Origin of the sequence: Ralstonia soli (assembly GCF_023955655.1) — a bacterium.
Classification (GTDB): Bacteria; Pseudomonadota; Gammaproteobacteria; order Burkholderiales; family Burkholderiaceae; genus Ralstonia; species Ralstonia soli.
In genome coordinates this window covers 620,560-637,430 of sequence record NZ_JAMXHT010000003.1, presented here as the reverse complement: position 1 = coordinate 637,430, position 16,871 = coordinate 620,560, and the positions used below count along the sequence as shown (strand labels likewise).

Sequence of the window (16,871 nt, the reverse complement as noted above, 5' to 3'; positions counted from 1 at the left end):
TGCCATCAATGCAATCGGAACGCTAAGCGGTGCGTGTCTCCCGTCGCATCGCAGCCGGTGCTCGGCAGTTCAAGGCAGCAGCGACGCAATGTAGCTAAACAATCCACTCAAGCTTGTGCCCACGGCCGTGGCTGCAGCGATGATGGCGAGTGCAATCAAGGCAGCAAGCAAACCGTATTCGATGGCCGTCACGCCTTGTTCGTCGCAACTGAGTTGCTTGATGGTCTGGGTTAGTTTGAGCATCTTGACCTCCTTCATCTAAGTCGATGGGGGGGCTTACAGATCCGGATGTTTGTGCTGGAAGGCCAACCCTTTGCACGGAGAGGTTTGGCGAAAGAACAGCGCTTCGTCATCGCAGCCTGTAAGGTATTTCCTGAGTGGTGTGGGCTGCCACATGCGTGGCCACCCACACGCTGTCCAGCACCGACGACACCGGTTGGCGACGGGGTGCGGGTATCAGGTGACGCTGTACATCAAGGCAGCAGCGATGCGATGTAGCTGAACGTGGCGCTCAAGTGGGTGCCCACGGCCGTGGCGGCTGCAATGATGGCGAGAGCGATCAAGGCAGCAAGCAGGCCATACTCGATGGCGGTCACACCATCTTCATCTTGAGCAAAGTGCTTGATAGTGGTGATGAGTTGGTCCATGACAATCTCCTTAGGCGTAATACGTATTGGCGTGGGCTTTCAGATGCTTGGCAACCCACACATGGTTTCGCGCGAAGGCACCGGTTGGTGACGAGGTGCGAGCATCAGTGAGGCTTGTAGATCAAGGCAGCAGAGACGCGATGTAGTTGAACATCCCGCTCAAGTGGGTACCGACGGCCGTAGCGGCTGCAATGATGGCGACAGCGATCAAGGCCGCGAGCAGGCCGTACTCGATGGCGGTCACGCCATCTTCATCTTGCGTGAACAGCTTGATCGTGGTGATGAGTTGGTCCATGGCAATCTCCTTCTGTGCAGTGCGTTTTGGAAGTGGCAGTTGAAGTGATTGAGACCGGCGGAGCGCATATCGCACAGGCGTGGAATGGCCAGCATCCTTCACTGTTGCAGTGCGCCCGTGTGCTTCTGAATTGCAGGAGGGTTCTCTGCTCGTGCGTTCGCCGAACTGAGTGCGCAATCGCACCGAGCCGCTGCACACGCACAGGCACGCATGGTGTCCACCGAATGACGGTGCGGTGCGTGTTATCTCTCGCGGGCAATGTGAGCTTGGCTATGGTGGACATTGGCTCCGATTCCTTCGGCAACGCCTGCGTTGGAGTTGGATATTTCGCTCAGCCTTGCCACTTCGAATTCAGGCCTGATGCAGCCCCTATCAAACGGTGGTGACGGCGTCGCTTGAGCTGGCATAGGCAAAAGCCGGGCCAGCTTCCTTCTTGCTCAAGCGTGACAAGGCTTTGCGGGAAACGACCTGATTGCATAGGGGATCAACCCTGCCAGCGCGAGCAGCGCTAAAGGGGTAACGTTGCCCGGCGGAAACGCGCACCTGAGTGCATTAATTCGGATGAGCCTACATATGGATGAGTTCGCCGTGGGGAGACCTCATTCGAATGTAGAGAGGGGTACTAGTGCACTGGATGGTGGAAATCTTTCGCGAGATTGGCGTTGGCCCGCGATACGCCGTTTGACAGACATGCAGACACGGCTTGTTTATGCAGAGGCGACGTTTCTGAATGGAAACGTTGGGGGCGGTCCTTTGGCCGTTCGCTTCTCCGCTACCGCCTACAACCCCTTTTTGGCAAGGGTTCACGATGAGGAAGGGACGCGATTCAGGGCTGAAACGTTAAGAGTTTTGCGACAACTTGGGTGCTGACGACCTCGATGCGAGGACGGGGCCTTCCCTTGCCTTATCTACGCTGACGGCCAAGACTGAGTCAAAGCTTGTGCAAGGCGGAGATGTCGGGCGCATCGTGACGTCCATATAGAAACGCCTCTTAGTACGGCCCACTCGGCGATGAGGAGAGGCACGAGGCAAGGAGATGGCATGAACCAGAAGTCGATGCGTCTGCCCGTTGAGCGTAACCTGCTTGCTCGTTCGAATACCCCCCCTGACTGGATCACTCTTGACCGGGTGCGTGTGTACAGCGCCGCGATGCTGGTTCTCTTTGCAGTATTCCTCGTTACTTGGGGGTGGGTAACGAAGGGTTTTACGGATACCTCGGTATCCCGACCTGGAACGGATTTCGGAGTGTTTTGGGGCGCGTCGTATCTCGCCTTAGGGCAGGGATCGATGCGGGTTTACGATTTGCACCAGCTTTCTGCGGTCGTCGCCGAACACGGCACCTTGCAAGGAGGAAGCACGCTCATCCTGCCTTGGCTTTATCCGCCAACTTTTTTGCTGATGGTGCTGCCGTTTTCCTTGGTGCCGCTAGCGTTCAGCTATGTGCTGTTCCTTCTGATAACGAGCTACGTTTATCTGAGGTCGGTCGCCGCCCTGACAGGAGCCGGGACCATCTTGCGCCACGGTCTCTGGTTGCCGGTCCTGGCTTCGCCGGCGACCATCATCACGGTCCTGATGGGGCAGAACTCGCTGCTGACGGCAGGGACGGCTGCATTCGCGGTGTACTGGCTGGACAGGCGGCCCGTGCTTGCAGGTTTGTTCATTGGCTTGCTAGCCATCAAACCTCAGTTCGCGCTGCTATTCCCGCTTGTGCTCATCGTGTCGCGTTCGTGGAGTGCATTCGTTAGCGCAGCATTGACGACATCGGTATTCACTGGTGTCAGCGTGGCGGTTTGTGGTTGGGAAACCTTGCCCGCGTTTCTGGACGGTATGCGATGGGTCCAGGAGAACTATGTAGAGAACAGTGGGGCTGGGCAGATTACCTGGTATGGCATGTCAACGCTGTTTTCCGCCGCACGCCTGCTTAGTGTGAGTGTTGCCGGCGCCTATCTTGTGCAGGCAATCGTGGCGCTGGTCGGGATCGGAGCGCTGATCCATGTCTGGCGGAGAACTGCGCAGCCCGGACTGCGTGCCGCTTCACTGGTGATTGCCACCATGTTGGTGACCCCATATCTCCGGCCTTATGAGCTGACGTGGCTTGGCATTGCAATCGCGGGGGTTGTCGGGGATGGCGTCCAGCATGGCTTGTCGAAGGGCGAGAAAGTCCTTCTTGTGCTCGCTTGGCTTCTGCCTTTGTTCGAGTACGCGAATCCATTCCTCAAGCTGCCGCAACTCGGGCCGCTGGTTTTAATTGCGATGCTGCTGCTGATCCTGCGGCGCGTGGCAAGTCGGGGGTGAAAGCATCATGGACGCCATCGAAGCCGCCCAGAAGGGGAGTGCGCACGCTCCTGCCACTCCGCACTGGCTGAATCGGGAGCGTCTGCGCGTGTATTCAGCAACGGCATTGGCGTGCTCTGCGTTGTATTTCGCGATCTGGAGTGTGCGTGCTTGCGTGTTGAAGGTGCCGGGGGTCATCCCACCCGGCGGCGACTTTGTGGTTTTCTGGAGCGCCGCACAGATGATTTTGCAGGGCCATCCGCTCGCCGCCTACGATGTCGCCGCGCTGCACGCGCTGGAACTCGCGACGGTCCCCGGAATTGCCGCCACCCAATTCATTCTGCCGTGGCTTTATCCGCCAACCTTCCTGCCGTTTGTGCTGCCGTTTGGCCTGCTGCCTTACTGGCTCGCTGTGCCGATATTCCTTGGCATCAGCGTGGCTTCATACCTGTGGGTGGTCAAACGCATCGTGCCATGGCGCGATGCCTGGTTGCCGTGTGTGGCATTTCCCGGCCTTGCACTTGTGGTTGTGACGGGGCAGAACTCCTTGCTGCTGGCGGCTTGTGCCGGACTGGCATTGGTGCTGCTGCCGTCTCGCCCCATTGTTGCAGGAGTCCTGCTCGGGCTATTGACGGTGAAGCCGCAATTGGCACTGATGTTTCCAGTGGCGTTTGTGTGTGGGAGATCGTGGAAGGCGCTGGGCGCAATGGCGGTGACTTCGCTTGGCCTCTTTACACTTGCTGTCGTGGTTTTCGGCTCGGCATCACTGACGGCATTCCTGCGAAATGCGGAATTTGCCCGGTCTGCTGTGGAAGCGGGTGCGGTTTTCCTGGGGCGCATGCCGACCGTGTTTGCTTTGGTGAGGATGCTGCACGGTGGTGTGGCGCTGGCCTACGCCATGCATTTAACCGTGGCTTTGGGCGCGACTGCGGTTGTTGCCTATGCCTGGCTCAAGCCGTGCAGCTATGCGCTGCGCACCTCAGCAGTGTTGATGGCGACCATGCTGGCGAGTGCCTATCTGTACGACTACGACCTGGTGTTCATGGGCCTCGGAATGGCCTGGCTGGCAACGCACGGTCGGCGGTACGGGTGGCTGCCCGGCGAACGCGAACTGCTCATCCTGCTCTGGCTGCTGCCGCTAGGCGGAATGCTTCTGATCAAGTGGATCCACTTCCAGTTGATGCCAATCGTATTGCTGCTGGCACTGGTGCATATCGCGCGCCGCATTTATCTCGAGCGCGCAAGCAACACATAGCGGGGCCGTGTGCTCCAGTTCCAAGGACGGGGAGAGAATCATGCCTGATTACAAGAGAACTCAACTGCTTTCGGTAGTGGTGCCGTTCTACAACGAAGGCGATGCACTGTACGCCTTCTTTGCACGGGTCGTGCCCATTCTGGAATCGATCGATTCCGTGCAGTTCGAAATCGTGTGCGTGAATGATGGCAGCAAGGACGACACGCTGCAGAAGCTCGTCAACGTCGCACACGCGGATGAACGCGTGCGGGTGGTCGACTTGACACGCAACTTTGGGAAGGAGGCTGCGCTGACGGCCGGAATCGACGAGGCACTGGGGGACGCCATCATCCCGATCGATGCAGATTTGCAGGATCCCCCAGAGCTGATTCCCACGCTCGTAGCGCATTGGAAAAAGGGGGCGGAGGTCGTGCTGGCACAACGGACAAGCCGCGCCTGCGACTCGTTTCTAAAGCGGGTGACTGCTGCCGCGTACTACCGCGTGCACAACACGCTATCTGATCTGAAACTGCCGGAGAACGTCGGAGATTTCCGTTTGATGGATCGCGCCGTCGTTAATGCGCTCAAGCAGTTGCCAGAGCGGCATCGCTTCATGAAAGGGCTCTTTGCATGGGTAGGCTACAACACCGTGATCGTGCCATACGAGCGTGAGCCCCGTAGCGCAGGAGAATCGAAGTTCTCCGGCTGGCGCCTGTGGAATTTCGCTCTGGAGGGCATCACCAGTTTCAGCACGTGGCCCCTCAGGAGCTGGACCTATATTGGCTTGGCGATTGCCAGTCTCGCCTTCTGCTATGGCAGCTACATCATCGCGCGTACCATGATCCTCGGTGTAGACGTGCCAGGCTACGCCTCCCTGCTGTCTCTGCTGCTGTTCTTTGGCGGGCTACAGCTGATCGGGTTGGGCGTGGTTGGCGAATACATTGGCCGGATCTACGACGAGGCCAAGGGGCGACCTATCTACCTTGTGAAGCGCCGGTACCAGGAACGACGCGTGCGCACCCGCATGTCGGGTGAGCGGCAGGTCATCCAGTTGATCAGGGGCCACCGCGGATAGTGTGGGTGGCGTCACGATCATGAAGGGCGTCTGCGAATCCGAGCGGAGAAGTGAGGGCGTCATGCCGCCATTGCGTCAGGGATCTGGCACGGTGAACCGGCTGGCGCTTTACGCCTCGGTCGCCGTGGTTATTCAGATTCTGGCTCTGTCTGTCTGGGTTGTTCGATTCTACGTATTGGAGGATTGGACCGCTCCGATGGTCGGTTTTGACTTCGCCGTATTCTGGTCCGCCTCACGTGTAGCGCTAGAGCATGGAGCGGCGTCTGTTTTTTCCATGCAGTTGCTGCAGCCAATCGAGGTGGCGCTATGGCACGAGGTTAATTACGCGCCATGGCCTTATCCACCGACATTTCTCCTCGCGGTTTTGCCGTTTGGATTCATGCCCTTCGGCAAGGCGTTGGCTCTGTACTCCACATTGGGTACTTGCGTCTACGGGCTTGTGGTGGCACGTATCGCTCGTCGGATCGACAGCGCATTGCGGCCTTTTCTGATCGCATTTCCAGGCGTCTTCGTGGCACTCGGCCTCGGGCAGAACTCACTCTTCACGGTTGGGGCTGCTGGTGCAGCCCTGCTGCTGCTTGAAGCGGACTCCATGCTCGCCGGGGTGTGTATTGCGATGCTTGCAGTCAAGCCGCAGTTCGGTGTTCTCTTCCCCTTGGCGCTGCTGTGCGGCAGGTATTGGAAAGAGCTTGCCGTTTCTGCTTCTTTGACGCTTGTCTTTGTTGGCGCCACCGTGCAACTCCTCGGGTTCGATGCCTGGGAAGCTTTCGCTTCCTATTTGCCGCAGTTCAACCGAATGGCTGTGGAGCATGGCGGTGATTCAATGTGGATTGGCATGCCCACCGTATTTGCCTTTAGTCGCAGCGTTGGCATGCCAGTCAAGCTGGCCTATCTCGTGCATGGCTTTGTTGCGGCACCCGCTGTGGTGATCATGGCCTGGTTGTGGGCCAAGCGGGCGAGATTCGAACTGCGCGCTACCGCGTTTGTCGTGGCAACTCTGATGGTGCAGCCATACATCATGTTCTATGACTTGGCTTGGTTGATTTTGCCGATGGTGTTTCTGATGCGTGATGGGAAGGTACTCGCATTCAGTCGCGCTGAATGGGTTGTTCTTGTCGCCGCATGGTGCGCGCCGGTGCAGGGTGTTCTTGCAGGGTATATCGGGCACTATCTGCAGATCGTTCCAGTCGTGCTCCTGGCATTGCTTGCAATGGTGGTGCGCCGCCATTTCATGACCAGTGAGGGGCAGGCGGCCTTCTCCCGCGCCTGGTTATAGAGATGCTTTGACTCCTTCTGCAACACCCGAGTCTCGACGGCAGCGCCATGATCCTGTAGCGCACGTTAGTTTGCCCTGCGCGGCGCTCGGCGCGCGGCGTGGCTCCCGCCGTAGTCAATTCGGTTGAGTGGGGAAATTCTCAATGCGTTTCCCGGATGCAGTGCCGCGGTCATAGTGGCGAGACGAGCCTAGTGTCGTCATCGCACAAGTGCCCGGTGCACGATAACGCTGGTCCGAGCGCAAGGGAGGACATTGCGATGGGGATGAACCAATGGCAATTGGCTTTGTCTGCTCAGCCAGAGCGGGCCGCTGCATGCTGCGCAAGGATCCAAGTGCTCGCCGTGCAACCACTGCCAATATCATGATGAGTACCACTGGCGCCCATTGATGCATGGCGTAGAAGGGTACCGCCAGCATTCCTTGGACTGGAATCAACCAACTGAGGACAAGCACTGCTTTTTCGAAGCCACTGCAACCGTGACACGCGTAGTCTCGCGTCAGGAAGGCGATGGGCAGTGCCAGCCAAACGAGATCGTAATAAATGAGATAAGGCTGCAGTAGCAGCGTGGCAACAACGAATGCCGCGGCCTGCAGTTCAAAGCGAGTTCGCGTACGCCAAAGCCACGCACAGGTTGCGATGACAACTAACGATACGGTTGCGTGCGCTAGATAGGCCGTAGGAAGCGTATAGCCGGACACACGCAGCATTGCAAAGATCGTCGGAGCCCCTCGCATGATCGCAATGCCGTTTTCCACAATGGACTCTCGAAACATGCCAATGCTTTGAAGGCATGCGACGAAGGTATTCGCGCCAAAGGCGAACCATGTGAGGCCGAAGTAGAGAAGGGAAAACAGGGCTGCGCTGGCTATTGCGGCCCATTGTCGAGTGCATAGGAGAAATAGCGGGAAGAGAACGCCAAGTTGCGGTTTGATGCAAAGCATTGCAATGCAGGCGCCTGCGACAAGTGCGTTGCGTCTAAGCAGAACAAGTGCAGCCCCCGCTGCGGCAAGCGTGATGAGCGAGTTCTGCCCCGCAAAAATTGCGACCCATAGCCCTGGGAACGCCAGTGCTGGGATGACCCAGAGCATCTTGAACGGCGAGAGTATTTGCCGGAGTGCCGACAGATATAGCGCTGTGCCGCACACGGAGAACGCAGAAAGCGCTATGCCTAACGAGAGCTTGCCAATTGGCCAGATCAACAGGAGGAACGTTGGCGGATAGGCGAAAGGACCGAAGATCCCCGGCGGGAGAAGTTTGGCCTCGGTCAGCCTGAGCAGATTCCAGTCATAAGCCGAGGCTGGGCCGTGCTCAAGTGCGATGCGCGATGCGCTCCAGTAGGCCGCAAAATCCCAGCCGTGCGCTGGAATGGCGGGATTCTCCAAGACATAGTGCTCATAGCACCAGACGACGAGGAGAAAAACTTCGCAAATAAGAAGGGCGCCTGCATATACATTCATCCATTGCGGCGTTAGCCATCCCTTGGCGGAGGGGGCGGAATGCGGCGTCGTCATGTTCATCGGCCTCTGAAGGCAAGTGGACAGACGTGCTGGATACCTGAGAGCGGCCCAATGCGTGGCAGTACTGCTCGCTTCGCACGTCATCCCGGGGAGATTCTTATCGCTCGCGCTATCCTTGCACGCAAACCATCCCAAGCTCTCCCTTCCGAATCTGCAACTTGTGCTCACGCATCATCCGGAACAGCGTGACGCGCGAGATGCCAAGCTCATCCGCCACGTCGATCAGCCGCTCATGGTTGCGCTGCAAGGCTTCCTTAACGGCGCTGCGCTCGGCTGCTTCCCGCGCTTCGGCGAGGGTCGGCGGGCGCGTGGGCTCTGCAGGCGGCTGCAGGTCGAGGTCAGCGGGCTTGATGATGCCGTCTTCGCACATCGCGGCAGCGTGCCGGATGCGGTTGATCAACTCGCGCACGTTGCCCGGCCAGGTGTGTGCACCCAGCGCGCGCAGAGCCGTCGGCGAGAAGCCTTTGATGTGCTCTGGCGAATGGCTGCGGATGTTGTTGAGGATGTGTTCGGCCAGCAGCAGGATGTCGGTGTCGCGCTCACGCAGGGCAGGTTGCCTCACGCGCAGCACGCACAGGCGGTGATAGAGATCGCCGCGAAACCGGTCGGCGGCGATGGCGGCTTCCAGGTCAACGTGCGTGGCCGAGATAACGCGCACATCCACGGCAACCGATTCGGTGCCGCCCAGCCGCTCGATGCAGCCGGTTTCCAGAAAGCGCAGCAGGCTGGTCTGGCTTTCGAGCGGCATGTCGCCGATTTCGTCCAGGAAGAGTGTGCCGCCATGCGCCATCTCGATGCGACCGAGCTTGCGTTTGACGGCGCCGGTGAATGCACCGCGCTCGTAGCCGAACAGTTCCGACATCAGCAGGGTGGGCGGGATGGCGGCGCAGTTCACGGCAATGAACGGGTGGTCGGCGCGGCGCGAGGCGTTGTGGACCGCGCGTGCCGCGAGTTCCTTGCCCGTGCCGGATTCGCCGGAGATCAAGACGGGCGTATCCCATTTGGAGACCTTCTCAATGCCGCGAAACAGCGTCTGCATGGCCGGGCAGTTGCCGATCATGCCGTCAGGGCGAATCGCGCCGCGTGCCAGCGATGCAGCCGGGCGCAGGTTCGCCATGCCGACAGCGTGACCGAGCGCGCGCGCCAGTTCGGCGTTGTCGCACGGGGTGTTGTAGTAATCGACAAAGTAGAGGCTGAGCAGCTTGCGCATTACGTCGGAGAGCATGTCGCCGTGGCAGACCACGCCGATCCAGCCGATGTTGTGCAGGGCAAGCCAGGGTTCCAGGTCTTCCAGTTCGGCGTCGGAGAAGCCGCTGTCCAGGTCGAGCAGACCACCCAGGACGGGTTCGTCTTCCAGGTTCAGCGCCTCGAGATCGCGGCGGTTGCTGGCGAAGATCAGCCGCCAGCCCTGTTGGGCCAGAGCGCGGCAAAGCGTTGCATCGTGACGTTGCGAGACATAGAGCAACGGGCGGTTGATGTACGCGTTCATGTTTTCCCCCAAACGCTTTGTTCTATGGGGCCGCGCTTGCCGTTGCGGCCACCAATGGACTGCCGAACCAACCGTCGGACACAGGCGAAACGTCGCCCGTCCGCAAGCGCAGTCAGGGGGAGGAACTTCTTGGTGCCATGCGGCAGCGGGTGAATCGTACAGGCCTGCCAGCCTGGCTGTCTCGTTGTATCGAGACTGGTTTTGGCGCCGGCTTGCACCGACGCTACCCCCGGACAGTTTGACTTCTACTTGGACGCCAGGGAGTGGACTCCCCGCGTATTGCCTGATGCCGGAATTGGGACCGTATCAGGCGCACTCTTGGTGCTTGGCCATCTATCGTGACCGGCGCGCCGTTGTCTTCTGAACTTCCCCTCGGAGTGCCGTTGAGCAGCACTCCGTCATGCATTCTTCCTGTGGGCTCGGTTGCGATACGGCATGCCGCGCTGCTTCGCCCGCCGAGCTTGCCGGCCATGAATCCGCCTTGCCGGCGCGGACAGTAGAGCGACGACCATGCCACGGCGACTAAGCCCTTGAGCCACAACGGTTTCAGCACGGACGCAGGCATTTGCGGCGGCAACCTCCATGTAGATGTTTCGAAATGGATACGTGCCGAATACCGCCTGCGCCTAGTGGAAATCGCTAAGCACGGAGGAGCTTTGTGCGCGATCGCTCTCGCAAACGGCCGCAAAAAGTGATTTGGCATGCCTGATGCGGTGCAGAACCCGAGGGACAACCACAGGCCCCCAAAGTGGTTGCATCCGTGAAACATGCCCTGCGCATGTTGCCTGCCGAGCCATCACCGCAAGGGCTCTCGTATCTCACTGCGCACACGCGCGTCGCGGAAATGGACTAGCGGCGTGTCGGCGATGTGGGGGAATGCGCTGGAGAGAATCACGCGGATTCCTGAGGCCGGGCGCCCGTCGCGTCATCCTAAAAGATGAGGTGCCTTGTTGCCTCGGCGTATTGCCAGTGCGAGTCCTCGCATGCGCGAATTCGTATCAGAACTGAAACACGTGTGGTCCGTTGCGAGACCAGGCTCAAAGCGTTGGCTGCCGACCGCCAGGCGACCAACTGGACAGCGGCCGGGCGTGCCGCGTGAACACCGTTAAGCACCGGTATGGGTGCTTGCGCGACGATATGCGTGTCATCCGCTCATACGTACGGATGAACGCCTCACGAAGACGGACGATTCCTGGCGTGGGGGTGGGTACGGCCACCTATTGTGGCTCTAAAAGCGTGGCGATGAAGGGCATGGGTCAGTGCTCAGTCGCGTAGTTCCGGGGGAGCTTCAATATGAAAACGACCACTCGGGTGTTTACGCAAGGCGACCTCATTCGATGGTCGGGCGTTCTGGTCGTGGTTGTGCTGGATGGTGTGTGGCTGGCGGCGTCGGGACGCTCGATCACGGGGACAAGTCTGGCGCCAAAGTTAGCGAGCGTGCTGCTGCTGGCCGGCATTTCAATCGCGTTGGCACTTATCGCAGGCCTGCCCACAATTACGGCGACTCCGCGTGGCATGCACTACCGCCGTTTTGCTCTGGTCGCGCAAAGCGGTGCATTGATTGTGACCTTCACCTGCGCCATGAGCGTGCTGTCGTATTTGCTAGTGTCGATCGCCCCGCCGATAGTGGATACCCAGCTGGCCGCAATCGATGCGCAACTCGGCTTTGACTGGCCGCACCTCTACATTTGGGTGCATACGCGGCCGACTCTGCATCTCGTTTTGCAACTGACTTACTACAGCGCCCTGCTGCAGTTAGGGCTCATTCCCATGCTGGCAGGATTGTTGGGGCGGAGCGACCATCTGCGGGAGTTCGTCGCCAACCTGATGCTCTCGTGCGCATTGCTGCTGGTGATCTCAACCCCCTGGCCCGCCGCGGGCGCGTTTGTGTTCTACGGCATAGCAAGCCCTTCCGACCTGGCGATGGTGTCGCATTTCGGCGCGTTGCGCGACGGAACGATGCGGGTAATCGATCTCGCCCAGATGCAAGGCCTTGTGTCATTGCCTTCCTATCACACGGCCATGGCGCTGTTCTTCGTGCAAGCCATGCGCTGGACGCGCACGGGCCTAGTGCTCTCCGGCCTGCTCAATGCGCTCATGATCCTCGCAACGCCAACCGAGGGTGGTCACTATCTTGTCGACGTGATCGCAGGTGTGGCGTTGTGGGCGGTAACAATCGGCGCACTGCGATTGACCGTCCTCCGCAAGCGTGTGCCGGCGGCGCCCAAGCTTTCCGTGCAGACCCTGTTCCGCTGAAATTTGAAGGTGGCGGCGGCCAACAATAACAACGTGCTAGAGGGAGGGATGGTTCATGGAACCAAGACACTTGGCGGCAACGGTTGCGCACACGGCAAGCCCTAACTTGGATGCAGGTGCTCAAGGTGCCGAGGCAGCCGCTTTGCGCGTCAGGCGCATTCTCTGCGTGCTGTTCTTCTTCTCAGGATTTCCTGCGCTGATCTATCAGCTGGTCTGGCAGCGTGCCCTGTTCCGAATCTTCGGCGTCAATATCGAATCGGTGACGATTGTAGTGACTGCGTTTATGTTGGGGCTGGGGCTCGGTAGCCTGGCGGGCGGCTTGCTGTCCAAGCGCCGCAGGCTGCCCCTGCTTCCGTTGCTGGCGGCGATCGAACTGCTGACCGGAGCATTCGGTTTCGTGTCGATTGACATCTTTGATCGGGTCGGCACGCTAGCGCTCGGATTGCCACTGGGCCTGACGGCGGCCGTGACGCTGGCACTCGTGCTGGTGCCGACATTGTTGATGGGCGCCACGCTCCCAATATTGGTTGGCCATCTGGCCCGGCGCTCGGGCAATGTCGGCAACGCCGTTGGACTGCTGTATTACGTCAATACCCTCGGTGCTGGCGTAGCGTGCCTTGCTTGTGCGGTGCTGCTGTTCCCATTTTTGGGCATGCAGGCAGCGGTGCATATGGCAGTCGCCATGAATGTAGCGGTCGCTGTCGGGGCGTTGTTCATGCATTGGCGCGGCCGTCTGGAGGCGAGTGCATTGGAGACGCGGCTGTCCACCGTGAGCACAGCGGCGCCAGCGTTGCACTTTGCGCCGATTCTCGTGCTCGCATGCGTCGGCGGGGCGATCTCGCTGTCGTATGAAATCTTCTTCTTCCGCACGATCTCCTATGCGACGGGAAGCGGCGCGTCAGCGTTTGCCGCCACGCTGGGCGCCTTTCTTGTCGGTATCGCCTCTGGTTCACGTCAGGCGGGGGAATGGTGCGCCAATCCGATCGAACTCGGCATGCGGCAACTTGCCGCCAGCCTGCTCAAAGCCAATCTGGTGGGCCTGCTCTTTCTGCCATTGCTGACGCATTTCGTTGTGTTCGGCACGGCCATGCTCGGTGCGGCCTTGCTGATGGTATTTCTGCTGGCACGCAATCTGGGTGCGCTGCTGCCTTGCCTGGCACACTGGGGTGTCAGTGCAGACGGCCACGCCGGCATGCGCACGGCGCTTCTTTATCTGGCCAATATTGTCGGTTCGGCCACGGGTAGCATTCTGACGGGTTTCGTCCTGATGGACCACCTCAGCCTGGTCGGCATTGCGGCGGGGCTGGTGGTGGCGGGAGCGGCCTGTGCCGCATTGCTGTATGCCTGGCTGCCCTTGTCGCTGCAACTCAGGCAGCGGTATATGGCGGGAGCCGGCGCCTTGGGCGTGCTGGCGGTGGCAGTGATGCCAGCGCTCAGCAGCGGCGTGCTGGAAAGCCTGCTGTGGAAGGGAGAACCTGACGCCAAGGGCCCATTTGCTCAAGTGATCGAGAACCGCAGCGGCATCATCACGGTGGACCAGGAGGGTGCGGTTTACGGCGGCGGCATGTACGACGGTCGCTTTAACGTTGATCTGCGGCACGATACCAACGGTATCCTGCGGCCGTATGCCCTGAGCCTCTTCCATCCGCATCCTCGCGACGTACTGATGATCGGCCTTGCCTCGGGCTCGTGGGCCCAGGTGATCGCCAACAATCCGGACGTGCGCTCGCTGACCATCGTGGAGATCAACCCGGGCTATGTGGCACTGGTGGCAAACCATCCACAGGTCGCGTCGTTGCTGGACAACCCGAAAGTGTCCATCGTGACGGACGACGGGCGGCGCTGGCTGCGCATGCATCCCGAGCGCCAGTTCGATGCCATCGTGTCGAACACGACTTGGCACTACCGGGCGAACGCGACCAATCTGCTGTCTGTCGAATTTCTCCGCCTGGCCGAAGGTCACTTAAACCCGGCGGGCATCCTGTACTACAACACCACCGATTCCGAGCGAGTGCAGCGTACGGCCTGTCTCGTTTTCCCTTATGGCGCGCGTTTCAGCAACCATATGGTGGTCTCGGGTGCGCCGCTTGCTTGGGACTTCGAGCATTGGCGCCAGACATTGGACGCTTATCGTATTGACGGTCGCCCGATGCTCGATGCCAGCCTGGGCCAGGGGCGCATCATCGCCGGTGGCTTGCAGCGTCTAGGGGAGGCGGCGCAACGTGGAGGTGGCGATAGCCGCGAAGACGCCATGGAAGATTGCTCACGCGTCCTGGCCAGGACCGCTGGGCTGGTGCCCGTCACCGACGACAACATGGGTACCGAATGGCGGCACGTGTTGCATCTCGATTGATGCGCAATTGCGCTACAGCACCACCGGCCGATCACTCAACTCATTCGCCCGCGGCGTGCCGTCAGACGGCACATGCGCGGCAAGCAGGTCATTGATCTGCGCCAGGGCATCGAGCACCGGCGCAATGGTCACGCGTTGTGCAAAGCCACGCGTGATGGTCTCGCAGATGGCACGCCACGCCTGCGCATCGACCTTCGCGGCGATGCCGTGGTCGGCCAGAATCTCGACCGCGTGGTCGGCCAGGTTGATGTAGAGCAGCACGCCCACGTGCTCGCGCGTGTTCCACACCTCCAGCAGGCCGAACAGGGTGCGTGCGCGCTGGCGCGGCGTGACGCCGGCCCAGGCGTCGCGCACCGGCAGTGCGCTTTCGATGACGACGCGCACTTCGCCGCGATGGCGTTGTTCGCCGTCGCGCACCGCGGCTTCAAGCTTGTGCAGATCCGCAGCCGGGAAGGCGCGCCGCGCACGCAACGGCGTGGTCAGCAGGTGGGCGAGGGCGCGGCGTGCGCCGCGATGGTGTCGGGGTTTGGAAGCCATGATCGTTCGCTGGTTACCAGTTGCCGGAAGCGCCGCCGCCGCCGAAGTCACCACCCCCACCGCCGCTGAAGCCGCCGCCACCTCCGTCACCGCCAAAATCACCGCCACCGCGTCCCCAGCCACCGCCGAGGCCACCGCCCAATCCGCCACCAAGCCCGCCGATGGTGCCTGGGCCCCAGCCGCGGTTGCCCATCACCACGCGTGAGCCGGGCCGACCAGGCAGGCTGCCCGTCACACGCCCGCCCGAGCGCATGGCCGCGCTCAGCACGAAGAACACGATGATCGCCAGCGGAAACAGCACCGGCAGCCAGTCGCCGATGCCGCCGTTGGCCTGCTGGTGCTTGGCGCGCTCGGCCGGCGGCAGGCTCTCCTGCGCAATGACGGTCTGGATGGCCGAGATGCCCGCCGACAGCCCGCCATAGAAATCGCCCTGGCGGAAGTGCGGCGCCATCACGTCCTGCAGGATGCGCTTGGATTGCAGGTCGGTCAGCGAGCCTTCCAGCCCGCGCCCGACCTCGATGCGCATCTTGCGCAGCGATGCCGGGTTGTCCTTGGCGATGAGGATGATGGCGCCGTCGTCCACGTTCTTGCGGCCGGCCTTCCACGCGTCGGCCACGCGGATGCCGTACGCCTCGATGGGCTCCGGCGCGGTGGTCGGTACCATCAGCACGAAGATCTGGCTGCCGTGCTGCTGTTCGTAGTCGGCCAGTACCCGCTCGAGCGCGCCGCGCTGCTCGGCGCTCAACGTGCCGGTCAGGTCGGTCACGCGCGCGGCCAGCGGGGGCACGGCCACCATGTCACTCTGCGCACGGGCAGGCAACGCCGCCGTCAGCCACAGGGCGGCAGTCAGCAGGAAGGCGAAGAAGGCACGCGCGCGCATCGACATGATGGTCAGCCTGTTAGAACTTCACCGCTGGGGCGGTGGAAATGCCCTTCTCGTTCTCGACCGTGAAGTTCGGCTTGACCTGGTAGCCCATCACCTTGGCCGTCAGGTTGGTCGGGAAGCTGCGGGCCAGCACGTTGTAGTCCTGCACAGACTTGATATAACGCTGGCGCGCCACGGTGATGCGGTTCTCGGTGCCTTCCAGTTGCGATTGCAGATCACGGAACGACTGATCGGCCTTGAGCTGCGGGTAGTTCTCCGACACCGCCATCAGGCGCGACAGCGCGCTGGAGAGCTCGCCCTGGGCCTGCTGGAATTTCTTGAACGCCTCGGGGTCGTTCAACGTTTCCGGCGTGACCTCGATGCTGGTGGCCGCGGCGCGGGCGCGCGTCACGGCTTCCAGCGTGTCCTTCTCATGCGAGGCGTAACCCTTGACCGTGTTGACCAGGTTCGGGATCAGGTCGGCGCGGCGCTGGTACTGATTAACGACCTCGGCCCACGCGGCCTTGGTGGCTTCGTCCTTCGATTGGAAGTCGTTGTAGCCGCACGCGGACAGGAATGGCGTGGCCAGCACGGCCAGCATGGCGAACGATCGGGCCAGCCAGCGCAGCACCGAAAAGCGCGTCGAGCGGAGGGTCAGGGCAGGGGTCATGAAGTCCTCTTGGTCTGAATCTGAAAACAATGTGGCATGAGACCGACAGCGTCTCATGGTGTTCCAGCGCACTTTAGCTTATGCGCTTGACGCTCCAGTCACACATCAGTACGGTATGGGGACTTTTTTGACAATTTCCATGCGCGCGATTTCCTCTGTCCCGTCGATTGGCTTCGCACCGGCCTCCAGCCTGCCGGTCGCGTCGACGTGCGTGCGCGCCAAAAAAGCCTCCAAACAGCCGCTCGTCTGACCGGAGCGCTGTTCCGTCAGATGGGCGACGGAACAGCGGACAGCCAGCCTCAGACACGGTTGACCTCTTACCCGCATCTCGCGGGCCCGCATTCCCGGTGCACTCCTGACGGTTCTTGATCGGTCGTTGATT

General features: G+C 60.8%; 15 protein-coding genes. 7 read left to right on the top strand and 8 right to left on the bottom strand.

Features of this window, described 5'->3' with window-relative positions:
- Nucleotides 1-69 precede the first annotated feature (69 nt).
- The 3 genes from NG900_RS10035 to NG900_RS10025 form a co-directional block, all read right to left on the bottom strand.
- The gene (locus NG900_RS10035; protein ID WP_252679769.1) at nucleotides 70-243 is read right to left on the bottom strand and encodes a Flp family type IVb pilin; all 174 of its coding nucleotides are present in this window, start codon (nucleotides 241-243) and stop codon (nucleotides 70-72) included.
- Nucleotides 244-473: 230 nt separating this feature from the next.
- The gene (locus NG900_RS10030; protein ID WP_252679767.1) at nucleotides 474-647 is read right to left on the bottom strand and encodes a Flp family type IVb pilin; all 174 of its coding nucleotides are present in this window, start codon (nucleotides 645-647) and stop codon (nucleotides 474-476) included.
- A 121-nt stretch (nucleotides 648-768) separates the two neighbouring features.
- Entirely contained in the window at nucleotides 769-942 is a 174-nt protein-coding gene (locus tag NG900_RS10025; RefSeq protein ID WP_252679765.1) for a Flp family type IVb pilin, read from the bottom strand.
- A gap of 1,041 nt (nucleotides 943-1,983) precedes the next feature.
- On the opposite strand from NG900_RS10025, the gene NG900_RS10020 reads away from it, so the two are divergent.
- From NG900_RS10020 to NG900_RS10005, 4 genes are read left to right on the top strand one after another with little or no spacing between them, the layout of a single operon-like run.
- The gene (locus tag NG900_RS10020) at nucleotides 1,984-3,237 is read left to right on the top strand and encodes a glycosyltransferase family 87 protein (RefSeq protein ID WP_252679763.1); all 1,254 of its coding nucleotides are present in this window, start codon (nucleotides 1,984-1,986) and stop codon (nucleotides 3,235-3,237) included.
- 7 nt (nucleotides 3,238-3,244) lie between these two features.
- The gene (locus NG900_RS10015) at nucleotides 3,245-4,471 is read left to right on the top strand and encodes a glycosyltransferase family 87 protein (RefSeq protein WP_252679761.1); all 1,227 of its coding nucleotides are present in this window, start codon (nucleotides 3,245-3,247) and stop codon (nucleotides 4,469-4,471) included.
- A 40-nt stretch (nucleotides 4,472-4,511) separates the two neighbouring features.
- Entirely contained in the window at nucleotides 4,512-5,525 is a 1,014-nt protein-coding gene (locus NG900_RS10010) for a glycosyltransferase family 2 protein (protein ID WP_252679759.1), read from the top strand.
- Between the two features lie 19 nt (nucleotides 5,526-5,544).
- Entirely contained in the window at nucleotides 5,545-6,801 is a 1,257-nt protein-coding gene (locus NG900_RS10005) for a glycosyltransferase family 87 protein (RefSeq protein ID WP_252679757.1), read from the top strand.
- Nucleotides 6,802-6,915: 114 nt separating this feature from the next.
- On the opposite strand, the gene NG900_RS10000 is transcribed toward NG900_RS10005, so the two are convergent.
- Nucleotides 6,916-8,319 carry a glycosyltransferase family 87 protein gene (locus NG900_RS10000; RefSeq protein WP_252679755.1) on the bottom strand — a complete coding sequence of 468 codons (1,404 nt, stop codon included), beginning with the start codon at nucleotides 8,317-8,319 and terminating at the stop codon, nucleotides 6,916-6,918.
- A gap of 109 nt (nucleotides 8,320-8,428) precedes the next feature.
- The gene (locus NG900_RS09995; protein WP_252679753.1) at nucleotides 8,429-9,808 is read right to left on the bottom strand and encodes a sigma-54 dependent transcriptional regulator; all 1,380 of its coding nucleotides are present in this window, start codon (nucleotides 9,806-9,808) and stop codon (nucleotides 8,429-8,431) included.
- Nucleotides 9,809-11,101: 1,293 nt separating this feature from the next.
- Between NG900_RS09995 and NG900_RS09990 the strand changes: the two genes are divergently transcribed.
- Together NG900_RS09990 and NG900_RS09985 are read left to right on the top strand one after the other, a co-directional pair.
- A complete protein-coding gene (locus tag NG900_RS09990) occupies nucleotides 11,102-12,064 on the top strand; it encodes a phosphatase PAP2 family protein (protein WP_252679750.1) in 963 nt (320 codons plus the stop codon).
- Between the two features lie 166 nt (nucleotides 12,065-12,230).
- Nucleotides 12,231-14,417 carry a spermine/spermidine synthase domain-containing protein gene (locus NG900_RS09985; RefSeq protein ID WP_252679748.1) on the top strand — a complete coding sequence of 729 codons (2,187 nt, stop codon included), beginning with the start codon at nucleotides 12,231-12,233 and terminating at the stop codon, nucleotides 14,415-14,417.
- Nucleotides 14,418-14,429: 12 nt separating this feature from the next.
- On the opposite strand, the gene NG900_RS09980 is transcribed toward NG900_RS09985, so the two are convergent.
- The 3 genes from NG900_RS09980 to NG900_RS09970 are packed head-to-tail and all read right to left on the bottom strand — an operon-like array spanning nucleotide 14,430 to nucleotide 16,489.
- Entirely contained in the window at nucleotides 14,430-14,954 is a 525-nt protein-coding gene (locus tag NG900_RS09980; RefSeq protein WP_252679746.1) for a TPM domain-containing protein, read from the bottom strand.
- A gap of 13 nt (nucleotides 14,955-14,967) precedes the next feature.
- Nucleotides 14,968-15,840, bottom strand: coding sequence for a TPM domain-containing protein (locus NG900_RS09975; protein ID WP_252679744.1), 873 nt, complete (start codon nucleotides 15,838-15,840; stop codon nucleotides 14,968-14,970).
- A gap of 13 nt (nucleotides 15,841-15,853) precedes the next feature.
- Nucleotides 15,854-16,489 carry a LemA family protein gene (locus NG900_RS09970; protein ID WP_252679742.1) on the bottom strand — a complete coding sequence of 212 codons (636 nt, stop codon included), beginning with the start codon at nucleotides 16,487-16,489 and terminating at the stop codon, nucleotides 15,854-15,856.
- A gap of 55 nt (nucleotides 16,490-16,544) precedes the next feature.
- Between NG900_RS09970 and NG900_RS09965 the strand changes: the two genes are divergently transcribed.
- Nucleotides 16,545-16,739, top strand: a complete 195-nt coding sequence (locus NG900_RS09965; RefSeq protein ID WP_252679740.1) for a hypothetical protein — start codon at nucleotides 16,545-16,547, stop codon at nucleotides 16,737-16,739.
- Nucleotides 16,740-16,871: the final 132 nt, after the last annotated feature.